This is a genomic window from Pseudoxanthomonas sp. UTMC 1351 (assembly GCF_040948865.1).
Classification (GTDB): Bacteria; Pseudomonadota; Gammaproteobacteria; order Xanthomonadales; family Xanthomonadaceae; genus Pseudoxanthomonas_A.
Genome location: NZ_JAVGJT010000019.1, coordinates 100967 through 114449 on the forward strand (window position 1 = coordinate 100967; position 13483 = coordinate 114449).

The 13483-nt window shown below is 62.7% G+C and carries 9 protein-coding genes and 1 pseudogene; 3 read left to right on the top strand and 7 right to left on the bottom strand.

The genetic code is table 11. The annotated features are described in order from the left end of the window. Window positions 1–53: 53 nt before the first annotated feature. Window positions 54–2873, bottom strand: coding sequence for a glycosyl hydrolase 115 family protein (locus tag AB6O04_RS14240; RefSeq protein WP_368564707.1), 2820 nt, complete (start codon window positions 2871–2873; stop codon window positions 54–56). A 591-nt stretch (window positions 2874–3464) separates the two neighbouring features. Between AB6O04_RS14240 and AB6O04_RS14245 the strand changes: the two genes are divergently transcribed. Further along, window positions 3465–4850: a choice-of-anchor Q domain-containing protein gene (locus AB6O04_RS14245; protein ID WP_368564709.1), complete on the top strand. Its 1386-nt coding sequence runs from the start codon at window positions 3465–3467 to the stop codon at window positions 4848–4850. 125 nt (window positions 4851–4975) lie between these two features. Here the strand turns inward: AB6O04_RS14245 and AB6O04_RS14250 are convergent, their stop codons facing one another. The 6 genes and pseudogenes from AB6O04_RS14250 to AB6O04_RS14275 all read right to left on the bottom strand — a co-directional run bounded on the left by AB6O04_RS14250 (window position 4976) and on the right by AB6O04_RS14275 (window position 11288). Then, on the bottom strand, window positions 4976–5368 hold the full coding sequence (locus AB6O04_RS14250; RefSeq protein ID WP_368564710.1) for a hypothetical protein: 393 nt from the start codon (window positions 5366–5368) through the stop codon (window positions 4976–4978). A 206-nt stretch (window positions 5369–5574) separates the two neighbouring features. Then, complete coding sequence (locus AB6O04_RS14255) at window positions 5575–6867, bottom strand: hypothetical protein (protein WP_368564711.1); 1293 nt, start codon at window positions 6865–6867, stop codon at window positions 5575–5577. Window positions 6868–6877: 10 nt separating this feature from the next. Beyond that, the gene (locus tag AB6O04_RS14260; RefSeq protein WP_368564714.1) at window positions 6878–8626 is read right to left on the bottom strand and encodes a hypothetical protein; all 1749 of its coding nucleotides are present in this window, start codon (window positions 8624–8626) and stop codon (window positions 6878–6880) included. A 47-nt stretch (window positions 8627–8673) separates the two neighbouring features. Then, window positions 8674–9828, bottom strand: coding sequence for a DUF2235 domain-containing protein (locus AB6O04_RS14265; RefSeq protein WP_368564715.1), 1155 nt, complete (start codon window positions 9826–9828; stop codon window positions 8674–8676). Window positions 9829–10380: 552 nt separating this feature from the next. Then, window positions 10381–10650 (bottom strand): annotated as a pseudogene (locus AB6O04_RS14270) (hypothetical protein); the annotation flags it as partial. A 113-nt stretch (window positions 10651–10763) separates the two neighbouring features. After that, complete coding sequence (locus tag AB6O04_RS14275) at window positions 10764–11288, bottom strand: hypothetical protein (RefSeq protein WP_368564716.1); 525 nt, start codon at window positions 11286–11288, stop codon at window positions 10764–10766. Between the two features lie 197 nt (window positions 11289–11485). On the opposite strand from AB6O04_RS14275, the gene ompR reads away from it, so the two are divergent. Then, on the top strand, window positions 11486–12217 hold the full coding sequence (ompR, locus tag AB6O04_RS14280) for a two-component system response regulator OmpR (protein ID WP_368564718.1): 732 nt from the start codon (window positions 11486–11488) through the stop codon (window positions 12215–12217). Beyond that, window positions 12214–13479, top strand: coding sequence for an ATP-binding protein (locus AB6O04_RS14285; protein WP_368564719.1), 1266 nt, complete (start codon window positions 12214–12216; stop codon window positions 13477–13479). Before ompR ends, AB6O04_RS14285 begins: the two co-directional genes overlap by 4 nt. The last annotated feature ends 4 nt before the right edge of the window (window positions 13480–13483 follow it).

Below are 13483 nucleotides of genomic sequence, written 5' to 3' on the forward strand. Positions count from 1 at the left end.
CTAGAAGTCAGCCGCCTCTCGAACAACAAGAACGCTCCTTCTCCAATCGGCGATCAGTGCGAGGCGGCTTGACAGCACACTCCGTAATAATCCGGAGCGCCGTCAAGACGAACATCGATTCGATCGAGAATGAATCCGGGGTCGAGCGGATAAACCTCCAGCCGGTGAGAGCCAGCGGGCAGCCGCTTCAGCGGAACCGTGCGGGTTGCCGTATTGGTCAGGACATTCTGCCTCCATTCGTCACTGCGCCCGAAGGTTTGAAAATCAAGCACCTGAAGCGGCCCGCCGTCGATGCGAATCGCGAGGCGTAAGCGGTTCCCGGACGTGAGCGGGTGTACAGGAACGCCCACCACGCGCAGTTCCGCATCGCCCTGTGCATCAGTGGCGAAAAGGTAAGTGAGGGGCTCGGCTACGTTCGGTTTCTCGACGGTCGGAAGGTCGAGCCTCGCTCGCAGTGCGTTGCCTTGTGAGCCGAGCCTGGGGACAACTTCCCAGGCTTCGCTGCGCGCGGCCGTTGCGGGAATCGAGATGATGCGATTGATGGCCGGCGGTGACCCTGCTGCGACTTTTATGAGCCGGGCGTCCATTTCGAGTGTCTGATTACCGCACTGGATGCGGCCACCGTCCAACGCATCGGCGCCATGGTAAACAAGTGTTATTCGCTGCGAGAATCCGTTCCCGGCATCGAGGTTGCCGCTCGTGATCGACGGGGTCACTCCGCGTTGTCCGACATAGGACCAGCGCATCGGTTGCCCCGCCGAATACAGGGTGAAGCTGCGCGTCGCTTGGCGGCCGGAAACGAAGCTAAGGTTTGTCGCGTCGATCCCGCACGCCGCCAGCGACGGTAACGCCCAGGTCGGATAGATCGGCTCCTGGAAAACGGGCAGGCGTCGGGGCGCCATGTCCATGATGCCGTTCCACTTGCCGTTGCCTTGAGCGTTGTAGGCGGCGGTATCGGCGATGATTCGCTGGTGCGCGGCCTTCGCCTGGGTGACCAGGGCGTTGGAATCCGCCCGGGGCGCCCCGCTTAACCGGTTTGCCGCGATGTCCCAGCTGTTGTCGGGATTGAAGGGCGCGCGGCCTGCCTTCGCGTGGGTTGCGGCAAGATCGAGTTTGAGGATGCGCTCATTCAAGCTAGCGGCACCTCGCACCGGATAGAGCACGAGCTGGAAGAAGGCCTCCGCTCGGTCAGCCGGCATCGAGGCTGCCAGCTCCTCGGCACGCCGGACGATGGCCGCGTATCGATCAAGCCGGCGTTCCGCTTCGTCGCCGCCAGTCCGCACGAAATCGCTGATCCGGTTGGGCTGGATCGGTTCGACCTGGCCAAAGCCCATGAACTCGGGGCGGCGCTCGAATGCGAGGTCGTAGTACTCCGTCATGATGTCGGCAATCTCTTCGGCGGACGTCTTGCTGAACTGCTGTGATGCCCAGCGACGCAAATGATCACGTGGATTCTGGACTAGCGCGTTGTGATCGAATGCCAGCTCGAGTGCATATTCCGCCAGATATTCCACCGGCTTGATATCGCCGACATTGAAGATCCAGATCTTGCGTGCGTCGGTGTTCCAGGCACGCTCGAGCTGTTCCCGGACGAGCCCCGGATGTGTGGTGCCGAGCCACAGATAATCGTGCGGACGGCCCCAATAGGAGAGGTGGTAATAGATGCCCGATCCGCCACTACGCTTCTGCTCTTCCGGGTTGGATAGTTGATGGATGTAGCCGTAGTTGTCGTCCGGCCAGACCAGGGTTACGTCACTGGGCACCTTGAGCCCGGTCGAATAGATATCCAGCACTTCCTTGTAAAGCGTGACTACCTGCGGCACCTGATCAGCGGAGCGTCGCTGTGCGGCCGCGAGCAGGTCGCGTTGGATCGCGATCGCATCCTCCATCGCTCCGCGCGCTTGGTCGGGGCTGTTCGCGCCCTGCATCCCTGAGTCGTGCTTCCCGCGCAGGCCGATGGTGTACAGATTCTCGAACCCCTTCACTTCCTCGGCGCGCTCGCGCCAGTAGTCGATCAGCGCTTCGCGATTGGTGAAATAGTTGAACTCGCCGTGCCGTTCGTCATCCCATTCGCGTACGTTGTTGCGCATCATCGGTTCGGCATGGGAGGTGCCAACGACAATGCTGTAATCGCGTGCTGATTCGGCATTGCCTGGGACTTGGTAGAAGGGCTTGGTGGAATCGTGCATCGCCGGCCAGATCGTGTTGGCCTTCAGCCGCCACATCAGCTCGAAGATCCGGGCGTACGTCTTGGGGCCGATGTCGCCGACCTCCGGCTCGTAGGTCTTGGCGGCCCACGGCTGCAATCCCCAATCCTCGTCGTTGAGGAAGATGCCGCGATACTGAACGGAGGGAGTTTCCGATCGTCGGCGCTCCCCAGCGATCGCCAGGCGCTTCATGCGGCGCGGCGTGACGTCGGCCCACCATTCCCAGGGCGATACACCCATTTCGCGCGTAAGGTCGATCACGCCCCACACGACACCGCGAACGTCGGAGCCCGCGATGAGGAGATAATTCTGGCCGCGCTTGCTACGGGAGGGAATCAGCACACGCTCGTACCGCTCCCATTGTTCCTGCAGGGCTGCCATGCTGACGCCGGCGTCTCGTGCGATCCCTTCGACAAGAGGTGAGTCGTAGCGCCCGATGACGACGCAAAGTTTCGCGCAGGCGGCTAGATCCTTTGACACGACCGCATTGCGACCAGTCAGTGCCTGAAGATCGCGAGCCAACAATTGTCCCGCCAGTTCGGTCGTCCGGTGGTCCTGATAAATGATGGAGGCGACTTCGTTCCCATCGAAGAGGACCGCTTCCTTGGCCTGTGCGGGCAGCGCCTGGAATACAAAGGCAAGTACCAAGCTCGAGAGCGATCTCATTCGGTTCCCCTCATTTGTCGCATGCCAGGACGGAGCGAGCGAACTGAAGTGGAAGGTTTGCGATTTGACATGATCCTCCCAGTTTCGACCAACACGATTTTGCTAATCCGCAACGCCCTCACTGACGTTACAGGGCGTAGTGTTGCTGGCTGCTCCCGTTGTGCAACGAAGTGGCAAGGAGCAACTTCGAGGCGAGCCTACGCAGGCGCGTCATGTCGCACCAATGAATTGTTCTTAATGAGCTATATCGTTATTGAATGCCGCACCGCACCAGCAAAGCCGCGCACACAGTTTCATGCGTTTTCCGGCGTCTGGATCCTCCGGGACTGGCGATAAGCTCGGTTACATGCTTCCCTTGGCTGCATTGATCGATTCAATTTGCAGCCGATAACGTGGCGCACTTCGTCGGGCATGTCCGTCCAGGCCGACGACCGTTCGTCGGGTGGTCACCGAGGACTGAACGAGATGCGCCTCTGATGCGTCTGTCGCGTGGTGTCGGCAGAGGAAGTTCACGGCGCGCGGACACAACGGGGCGTAAACAGCATCGATCAGCCGAGTTTGCACGTCGGCGTGCAACGAGGGAGCAACGTCATGTACCGCATCGCGCATTCCACGCCCGCGCCGATCGTCGGCGCGTTGTTGCTGCTCGCAGGCACCTGCATTCCGGTCGGCGCGGCAAATGCCGCAACGCGTGTCGTCGGCAACTGCAACGACAGCGGCGCGGGAAGCCTGCGCGCCGTGGTCGCGGCGGCCGCGAGCGGCGACGTCATCGACCTGCGCCCGCTGAGCTGCGGCAAGATCCTGCTCACCAGCGGCTCCATTGCCGTACCGCAGGCCAGCCTGACAATCCTGGGGCGAACGCGCTACGGGCTCACCATCGACGGCAACCGCAACGACCGGGTGTTCCTGCACACTGGCACGGGAACGCTGCGGATAGATCACGTGTCGGTCGCCAATGGCCAGCGCGTTGTGATCCCGGATGTCTCCGGATCGGAGTACGGCGGTTGCATCTACTCGGATGGGAACGTCAGGCTCCACCAGGCGTGGGTGCACTCATGCCGCGCCCTGCAGGAGGGCTTCATCGATTCGCCTCGCACCTTTGGCGGCGGCATCAGCGCGGAGGGCGACGTGCATCTGACCTGGAGCGCCGTCTTCGACAACCAGGCGCTGGAGAACGGCACCGGCGGCGGCATCTACGCGAAAGGGCGCGTGATGCTGCATCACAGCCAGGTCTACCAGAACACGGGCTACTTGGGCGGCGGCTTCATGGCCGAACGCGGGGCGAGCGTCACCTATTCGCGCATCTACCGCAATCGCGCCGCGGCCTACGCCGGGCTGTACGTGAGCGCCAATCTGCTGATCAACAAGTCGACGATCTCCAACAACCTGGCCGAGGACCTCTGGCGAACCGACTACGGCAGCGGAGGCGGCTTCGGCGTCGGCGGCACAGACGCTGGCGGCAAGAACACGATCATCGACAGCACGATCTCGAACAACCGTGCGCACACCCACAGTGCCGGATACTCGGTCGGCACCCTCCACGTGTACAACAGCACCATCGCCTTCAATGCCGAGATCACGAATCGGGCAGGGGACGAGGACCCAATCAGGCCATGCGAACTCCGTGGTGCACTGGGTGCCGACGTACTCCATCTGGAAAGCACCATCGTCGCGCGCAACAGTTGCGTCGCCGGTCCGGTCGGTTATGACATCAGCGTATATACGGGCTCCGTGATCGGCGAAAACAACCTGATCGAGTACCCGCTGGTCCCGGTGCCTGCCGACACGCTGGCGGTCGATCCCAGGCTCGCCCCGCTGACCAACAACGGTGGGTATTCCTCCACGCACATGCCGCTGGCCGACAGCCCGGTGCTCCAGCGCGGCAGCAACCTGCTCAATCGCGCCTACGACCAGCGCGGCCCAGGATTCCCGAGGGTCAAGGGTGGGGCACCCGACATCGGCAGCATCGAACGTTGAGCGGCTGCAACGTTGCGCGATACCTTGCTGCAAACGAACAGCTTCGAACGCTGCGGTTCGTGCGCCGATGCCATCAGGCTGCCGCCGATCATCAGCTACCGAACCAAACTCTTCGGCCGGGCCCCTTACTTGACCGCTGGCAAAGAACTGAAGAGCAGCCAGAATAGTCCGCCGATGGCTAAGGCGTTTATAAAGACCTGGAACGGTTGAATCATATAGTTCTCGATTACAACGGCTTGATCCGGCACGAGTGTGTTGAGTACTTTTTTCAAGCGGCGGGATCGGAAGTAGTGAGCAAGGATGAGCAGCACGACATTTGCCGCCAGAAGCCAAAGTCCAAGTTGGGTTGACTGATGCAGCCCCCGGTGAGCGAGCGCTGTTTTTGCTCCCTCGGAAGTCAGCAGCCATCCCAAACCCAGCAGCTGAAATCCGACAATTTTTAGCAAACTGTCCACATAAAGCTTGAACTCATCTTTGAGTGCGTCGTACAGGCGTTCGATGTGCTTGGCGTCATCCATAAAACTGCTCCAGTTGAGAGGCGGTATCTTTGACAACTGACGCTTGAGCTAAGGAAGGTCTGAATAATTCGGCTTTGCTCGTCATTCCCGCGAAGGCGGGAACCCAGTGCCTTGCTTTCAATGGCTTATGTCGCTGGATCCCCGCCTTCGCGGGGACGACGACAATTATTCAGAGGTTCCCTAAGTAGACCCCGCTGCGGCTCAGTTCAATTTATCGCGATGACTTCGTCGAAGTACTCGGCACCATCAAGCGATTCCGTGCTGGTTAGCGTCGTTCTTTTCCTGAGCGCGGTGGCGAGCTTTCTCCTGGGCACCTCGCTGTCGTTCTCGCGATGTCCGTGCTTGCCCTCTAACGTCGACAGCAGGGAGACCATCCGGCGGCCAGCCGCTTGCGGGGTGCTGCCATCTGGAAACCAGAGCTTCCACAATGATTTCGGCGTGGCGTTCAGACTGCCGTGATGCCCGACCTTATAGACGGATATCTTTTCCAGGTGTTTGCGTAGCGAGGGCGTATTCAGCGCGTACTCCCAGTTCTCGATCTGGGCGTCGCCAGGGAACAGCAATCTTTGCTCGCCGCACTCGAACAACAGAATAAGACTGGTGTTGTTCATCGCGTCGTCCAGGATGCGCACCAACTGCAGTAGCTGCTCGGCACTCTCGGTCTTGATCGCGTTGACCAGCCAACGGGAGGAGGCAGGTGCGTGGCGACCCGAAACCGAAGAAAACCCTTCGAACAAGGGCGCCGACTTGGTAGTACCGCTTTTCGAGCCCATGGCCAGTGATCGCGCCTGCAGATGCCAGAACTCGTCCTTGTCACGGTCCCGTTGCCCACGGACGTTGTCGTATTGCTTGATCGTCGGCGGACCCAGCACATGCACCCGCACCCCAGGAAGGAAACGGGTCAGGCGGGTCGTTCTGCCGGCATGAACGTAGTCGTTCGGGGCCATGGTCATCAGGTTTTCGACAGCCCTCAGATTCTTGATGTTGTCCTTGCCGATAAAGTCCAACTGGCTGCCGATCGCGCGCGTGGCCGGGCTCCGGCGCAGCCGGGGAACGTACCGATCGACGACTTGCGAGGCCACAACGCTCAGGTCGTCCAGCGTCTGGCGGCGCAACGCCATGCCGCGTCGCGCTGGCGGTGCGTTAGCGTTTGTGCGCAGGCCTGGATCTTCGGTCCAAGGCTGGACCACGAACCTCGGCTTGAGGGCAGCGATGATTGCGCCAGCGCCCTTGCCAGTGGTACCCGGGTCGAAGCCAGAGACGTGGTCGGTGTGGCGGTGAGTAGCCACCACCGCGAAAGGATCGTTGCCCACGGTGCTGGCGATGTTCGCCGCGACCCGCTTGATCAGGCCGGGCGGACTACCCTTGGGAGAGGCCATGGACCCGCAGTCGATAAGCACGTGGCGGCTGGGCTTGGGCGAGTAGTCGAAGCTCAGCAGAAAGCAATCGCCGAAGCCGACCTGGTACATGCGGATGCGGATACTCTTTGGAGCGGTCATGTCGGCACTCCTACAGGCCGCGAGCGCGATTCAGGTGCAGGCGTGAGAAGAATCCACGACTGAAGGCCGATTCGTTGCGGTATTCGAAGAAGCCGCTTTCGGCCAAATGGTCCAGGCGCTTTTGCTGCCGAGCGATGTTGAGCACGCCATTGCCAATGCTGAACTTGAGTTGCCCGTATTCATTGAAGACGAGCAACGCACCACCGTACAGTCTGACTTGGCGAAACGTCGGCATCTGCGTGGGCTTGCGCAGGCCGAGATCGGCCAGTTCGTCACTGCGTACGGACAGTATCTGCATGAAATCCACGACGGTCTCGCGAACGATCAGCCCATCAGGCGCGACGCGTGCGATCGGCCGGACACCGGATACATGGGTGTAGGCATCGGTACTGAGCTTGAGCACATCAGCGTTCTGCCAAATGAAACGGAATGCCTCGTCGGTATTGCGTTGCAGAGACTCGAAGCGGATGTTGGCATGGTCGATAGGGCCGCTGAAGACCTGCCAGCAACCGTCGCCTGCTGGATCGCTGGTGGGTTCAATGCCCCAGGCAGCGAAGCACTGGCGGATCGTTCGGCGATATTCATAACGGGAATCGTCCGGGACGGTTTCGCGGTCCGCGGTGAGCAAAGCGCTGAGGTAATCGCTGAACTGCAGATCGGTGGGCGGGGCATAGTCCAGTGCGCGGATGCACATCGTCAGCAGATGCGATGCGGCGGTGGCGCCATCCTCGACCACGCGCGACGCATCCAGGTAGCCACGTTTGATCTCGCCCAACCCGTTGAGGCGGTGGCGCCATACCGCAATGAACGCATTGAGTACCGCGGCCACCAATATTTCGCCGCGGCGATGCGGTTCGGCGAACTCCGGATCGGCCAGCCACTTCGGCGTGGGTTTCAGTGTTACCGATTGGCGCAGCGCCGTGGCCGCTCCATTGGGGAGCATTTCGCCCATGCTCTCGGCCAGGCCAAGCAGAGTAGAGCGCCGCAGTTCCCGCACACCCAGCTGCTTCTTGGCTACCAACTTCTGGCCGGCCGACATTACTTTCTTTCGCGTCAGGATGGTTTCGACGATCCTCTCGTCAGAGAGAATCGACAGCAGAGCGACGATGTCGGAAAAACCTTCATGAAAACCGCCCTGATCGGGCGATGATGGTTCGATGTAGTGCGGCCGCAAACCGTCCAGCAGGGCATGTGCCGTCTCGTGGGCGACGATGTCGTGCGACAAGCAGGTGAATCTGGTCTGATTGTTGCTATCCGGGAAGTATCCGAAACACAGCGACCGGCTTTCGCGCGAATAGTAGGCGTTGGCTTCCGCGAAGGCATGCGGTGCGATGTGCAACTGGTGCCCGTTGAACCCGAAGTTGACCCGTCGGCCCAATGCGTTCTCGAAACGGCACAGGACGCGCATGGCGATCGCGTATGCGTTTTGCTGATGGAACCTTGGATCACGCAAGCGTGTGGCACCGGAGACAAGTGCGAATGGGTCGACCGGTTCGCCTTTGGCTTCGTAGCCACCGGCGAGCGGCGCATAACAACGATCCTGACTGGCGTCGTAGTCGACAACCTTGATGCGCGCGCCACAGGGACCCGGCAGCAGCGGCTCGCAAGGCAGGGTGACGCTGGACCATAACGGCTTGCCATCGACCTGGACCTGCGGGTCCTGGGCAAGGATGGTGAGGTCGCGCCAGAGCTTCCGCTGCCCCCGCGTCTGCGCAGCCTGATCGAGCTTGGTTGTTGGCTTACTGCCGCGCTTCGCCATAGTGGTTCCTTGTCAGCGGACCGGGATGGCTCCTGTCGCGGGGCAGCTCAGGCTCTCTGATCACCGGTAATGGCCAGCAGGTCGATTCCCCGTCGCTTGGCCCAGTCCTGCAGGTTGGGTGGGCGATACGCGGGATCCCTGCGGTACTTCGCAAACACACTGGCGTCGATGGTTTCCTTGATCGACGTCGACCAACCTTTCTTCACTTGGCGACTCGGCGCACCGATCGGGCGGTAGTAGCGCTTGCCCAGGCGTACGACCTTGTAGATGCCCTTCATGAAATCGGCAAACGAATCCGTCGGTGCTCCATCGATATCACCGGGACTGGGTTGGATCGGCGAGGAAAAGGCCAAGCCATGCCCGGTGACCTTCTCCTGCATCCACGCCAGCGGCAGCAAGCACAGGCAGTCGCCTTTGTAACCGCCGCCGACATTGGAATGTGCGCCCACAAACCAACGTTGCTCGATCTGTGGGGGCGGCGTGTGCGGATCCGTCAACGGATCCTTGTCTTGGGGCGTGAATCGGGTCCAGAACGTGGGCTTGTATGGCGCCCGGTGCTCATCGATCGCCAATGCGTGATAGCAGTGGTCATAGATCCTGCTGGGGTTGGTGTTATGGAAGTAAAAGTTGCCCTTGCCCACCAGCGGGGCGGCGGTCCACGGCACGCCCAGCGCACCCACCGTGTCCCACACGGCAAGCACATGGATTTCGATTCGGCGACTGTCGTTGAGCAGGCGTTTTTCCGAATCAGTGAGAGGCCGCTCACCGTTCCGCTGGATAAACTCAAGGCGGTAGATGGGATCTACTTCCTTGCCGGCGCGGTAGCGTTCGTAGATATCATCGGTCGTCAGGCGTGCACCCTGCCTCAACAGGCCGCAGTTGACGATCACGCCACCCAGGCTTCTGGCGGTGTATGCCCCGCGACTGAAACCGAAAAGGTAGATGTCGTCTCCCTCGGCATAGTTGTCGACCAGCCACCGGTACGCGTCCAGCACGTTCCGCGACAGACCTACGCCAAACGCGCCACCGCTAAACCGTTCGGACCACTTGGTTCCCACACCCGTGCGGTAGAACGTGCGCTGCTCCACTCCATCGGGCGCTATCCCGGCCACCGTGCTTTCGTAAAGCCGATGAACACTGGTCTTGTCTTCAGGCGTGTTCCATGTGCCGTCAAGGAAAACAGCGAGTCGCTTCTTGGACATGGTGGCTAATCCCCTCTGGCATCACGTGGCGTGGTTGAATGGCAGTACCTTTCCCAGCTCACTATCAACGCAGCAGTACGACACAGCGGTCGAAAAGAGAACCAGCTAGCGCCACCATCGTGATAAACGAGATGGCGGTGAGTTCAGCCGTCGCAACAACCCGGAAAGCAGGGTAGAACCCATATGCCTGCCAGAGATTCAAAGACAAGACTTAGCCTCGTTAGCATCGAACGCACACCTGCAACATGACCGGCCAGGTAAATACATTTACTTGCGACCGTCTTCCTCCCGGTAATCATGGCGCCGATTCCTCTCACGGTGATCGGAGTGATGCCAGGACACGCGCTGCTCGGCGCACAGGATAGGCAACTTCCTAGCCTGCGCAACGCGAGCAGCACCCGCCGGGCGGCATCGCCGAGCGAAGCCTGAGCCCTCAAACATCTCAACCGAGCGGTTCCACTGCCGCGATGAGCGCGAGCAGCAGCAAGGGAAGACCAGCGAAGATGGCATGCCGTCCATGGCGATGCCTTACCGTCTGCGACGCTCGGCCATCTTTTGACCGGCGGCGCGCAGCTCATCGTGGGACAGCTTGCCGTCGCCATCGGCGTCCAGTGTGTCGAAGCGCTTTGCCAGGCGCGGCAGTTTCGCCTGGGCTTCGGCTCGGTCGATCAGGCCGTCGTTGTCGATATCGGCGGCTTTCAGGCGTTCCTGCAGCGTGGCTTTCTGTTCGTCAGTCAGCGCACGCTGCTGTGCGCTGGCCGAAGTGGCGAAGAACAAGAACACCAACAACGTGGCGGCGAGGAGAGATAGGGAACGAGACATCGGGAATCTCCAGGTTTAGGCGGAAAGAAGGTGCAGGCGCGGCGGTGCGGGAGTGCATCCATGCGGCGTGAGGGGCGCCATACCGCCACGCCTGCGGGAAGTGCGTGAGAAGGTCAGTTGCCGCGCTGACAAGCGATGGCTTCGCCCGCGGCGTTCGTGCAGCTATGCGTGTGCACCAGCGTGCCCCCGGATACCGTCGTGCTGCCGTTGTAGCTGTTGCCGTTTGCACCGGTGGCGGTGGTGCTGCGTGCGCCAGCGACATTGCCGTCTGCGTCGCGGCTGATGCCGCTGCTGGTGCTGGCGGTGCCGCCGTGGGTGCCGTTGACGTAGGCGCTGCGCTGCCGGCCGGCGCTGCCGTCGGCATTGCGATGGGCGCTGCGGTCGTAACTTGCGCTTGCGCCATGAGCTCCGGCGATGGTGCCGCTGCGCGCGCCAGAGGCATTGCCTTGGCCATCAGCTTGCCAGTTGCGTTGGCGCTGGCTGTCGAACCGCGCGTTGCTGCGATGGACCGCGACACTGCCGCCTTGCGCGGTGCGCTGCACGGCGCGGCTGCGCTCGCGGGCTTCGGCGTGGTCGGCGAACAGACTGGTAGCGCACAGGGCGAAGGTGGTGGCGATCAGGAGCGTGGTCTTGTTCATGGGCGGAATCCTCGTTGGGGTGGAGATGGCCGCAAAGGGGAGGAGGGCGGCAGGGCCAAGGTAGGACGTGCAACGGCAACAGGTGTGTCGCGGTTGCCAGCAAATGTGTCTGCCGGCCACGCCTGAAACATCCGCTTACAAACCGACCGGCACCGGGGTTTGCCGGCCGTCGCGTTGGCGGGCGATAGTGTGTCCGCATGGACGAAACTTCGGCTCGCATCCTGCTGGTGGACGACGACGTGCGGCTGCGCGAGCTGCTGGTGCGGTACCTGCAGTCGCAGGGCTTCGACGTGCGCGGCGCGGGTGATGCCGCACAGATGCGGCAAATGTTGGACCGCGGCCACTTCGACCTGATCGTGCTGGACTTGATGCTGCCCGGCGAGAACGGCCTGGAGATATGCCGCCGCCTGCGCGGGCAGGGCGACGTAACGCCGATCGTCATGCTGACGGCGAAGGGCGACGAGATCGACCGCATCGTCGGGCTGGAGATCGGCGCCGACGACTACATCCCCAAGCCGGTGAATCCGCGCGAGCTGCTGGCCCGTATCCGTTCGGTGCTGCGGCGCACGCATCCAGCGCCGGGTGCGCCGCAGGTCGCCGACGGCGAGATCGCCTTCGGTCCGTTTCGCCTCGACCTGGGCCGGCGAGAACTCACCCGCGGTGGCGCACTGTTGCGGCTCACTAGCGGCGAATTCGCCGTGCTGTCGGTGCTGCTGCGCCATCCGCGCCAGTCGCTCAGCCGCGATCGCCTGATGAGCCTGGCACGCGGGCGCGAACACGAAGCGTTCGAACGCAGCATGGACGTGACCATCGCGCGCCTGCGCCGCCTGCTGGAAGACGACCCGCGCCAGCCGCGGCTGATCCAGACCGTCTGGGGCGTGGGCTACGTGTTCGTGCCGCCTGCGGCCGACGCGGAGGCCGCGCCATGAGGGCGCCGCTGCCGCGCAGCGTGTTCGGCCAGCTGGCGCTGGTGATCGCGCTGGTGCTCGTCGGTGCCGGCGTGCTGGCGCTGCTGCTGGGGCGCGAACTCGCCACACGTCCCGCCGCCGACCAGTTGCTGCGGGCGATGCAGGGCTTCGCCGAAGTGGTGGAGGCACTCGATCGCCACCAGCCGCATGACCGCACGGTTCAGCAGTTGCGCGATGCCGGTTTGGACGTGCGCGCGAGCCCGCCTGCCGGCGCGCGCGTGCGCTTTGCACCCCTGCTGCGCGAACTGCGCGAGCAGGCCGCTCACGCGCTGGGCGCCGGGCGCGCACTTCGCATCGATGCACGCGGTAGTTCGCGCGTGATCTGGTTGAGGCCGGCCACGCGTGAACCGATGTGGGTGGCCTTCGCCTACGACCGCCCCCGCACCGGCATGCGCCACTTCTCGGTGTTCATGCTGGTGGGGTGCGTGGCGTTGGTGTGGCTGGCGGCCGCGTACTTCGCCCGTCGTTTGGTGCAGCCGCTGCGCCAGCTTGCCGCGGCGGCACCGGCTATCGTACGCGGCGACGCACCTCCGCCCGTGCATGCACGCGGCCCGCGCGAGGTGGCCGATCTGGCGCAGGCGCTGGGCGATGCCAGCCGTGATGTGCGCGCCGCGGCGGAAGAGCGCGCACTGTTGCTGGCCGGCATCTCGCACGATCTGCGCACGCCGCTGACGCGCCTGCAGTTCGCATTGGAGATGGTGCCGGACACCGATCCCGAGCTTACCCGCAGCATGCACCGCGACATCACCGAGATGGACGCGATCCTCAGCCAGTTCATCGCCTTCGCCCGCGACGGCCGCGACGAAGGCAGCGAGACCGTCGACCTGGCCGCGATCTGCCGCCACGCCGTCGCTGCCGCGTCGAACGCTTGGCAGGTCGATCTGCCAGACCACGCGTTGTTGCCGGGCAAGCCGATGGCGTTGCTTCGCGCTGTGGAGAACCTGCTGGTCAACGCCGAGCGGCATGGCGCGTTGCCATTGTCATTGCAGCTGTGGTCGGAAGGGGCAGCGTGGGTGGTGGAGGTCGCTGATCATGGCCCGGGTCTGTCGCCGGAAGCCGCCGAACGTGTACGCCAACCGTTCGTCCACGATCAGGCGCAGGGCGGCAGCGGCCTGGGCCTGCCCATCGTTGATCGCGTGGCACGCCAGCATGGTGGCGAACTGCGCCTGTTGCCGAACACACCACACGGACTGCGCGCACAACTGTGGTTGCGTGCAGGTTGATTCC

What these genes read in the sequence shown, in the direction of transcription:
- ompR (WP_368564718.1), top strand. Translation starts at nt 11,486, where the DNA reads ATGGACGAAACTTCGGCTCGCATCCTGCTGGTGGACGACGACGTGCGG.
- AB6O04_RS14260 (WP_368564714.1), bottom strand. Translation starts at nt 8,626, where the DNA reads ATGGCGAAGCGCGGCAGTAAGCCAACAACCAAGCTCGATCAGGCTGCG.
- AB6O04_RS14285 (WP_368564719.1), top strand. Translation starts at nt 12,214, where the DNA reads ATGAGGGCGCCGCTGCCGCGCAGCGTGTTCGGCCAGCTGGCGCTGGTG.
- AB6O04_RS14250 (WP_368564710.1), bottom strand. Translation starts at nt 5,368, where the DNA reads ATGGATGACGCCAAGCACATCGAACGCCTGTACGACGCACTCAAAGAT.
- AB6O04_RS14245 (WP_368564709.1), top strand. Translation starts at nt 3,465, where the DNA reads ATGTACCGCATCGCGCATTCCACGCCCGCGCCGATCGTCGGCGCGTTG.
- AB6O04_RS14265 (WP_368564715.1), bottom strand. Translation starts at nt 9,828, where the DNA reads ATGTCCAAGAAGCGACTCGCTGTTTTCCTTGACGGCACATGGAACACG.
- AB6O04_RS14255 (WP_368564711.1), bottom strand. Translation starts at nt 6,867, where the DNA reads ATGACCGCTCCAAAGAGTATCCGCATCCGCATGTACCAGGTCGGCTTC.
- AB6O04_RS14240 (WP_368564707.1), bottom strand. Translation starts at nt 2,873, where the DNA reads ATGAGATCGCTCTCGAGCTTGGTACTTGCCTTTGTATTCCAGGCGCTG.
- AB6O04_RS14275 (WP_368564716.1), bottom strand. Translation starts at nt 11,288, where the DNA reads ATGAACAAGACCACGCTCCTGATCGCCACCACCTTCGCCCTGTGCGCT.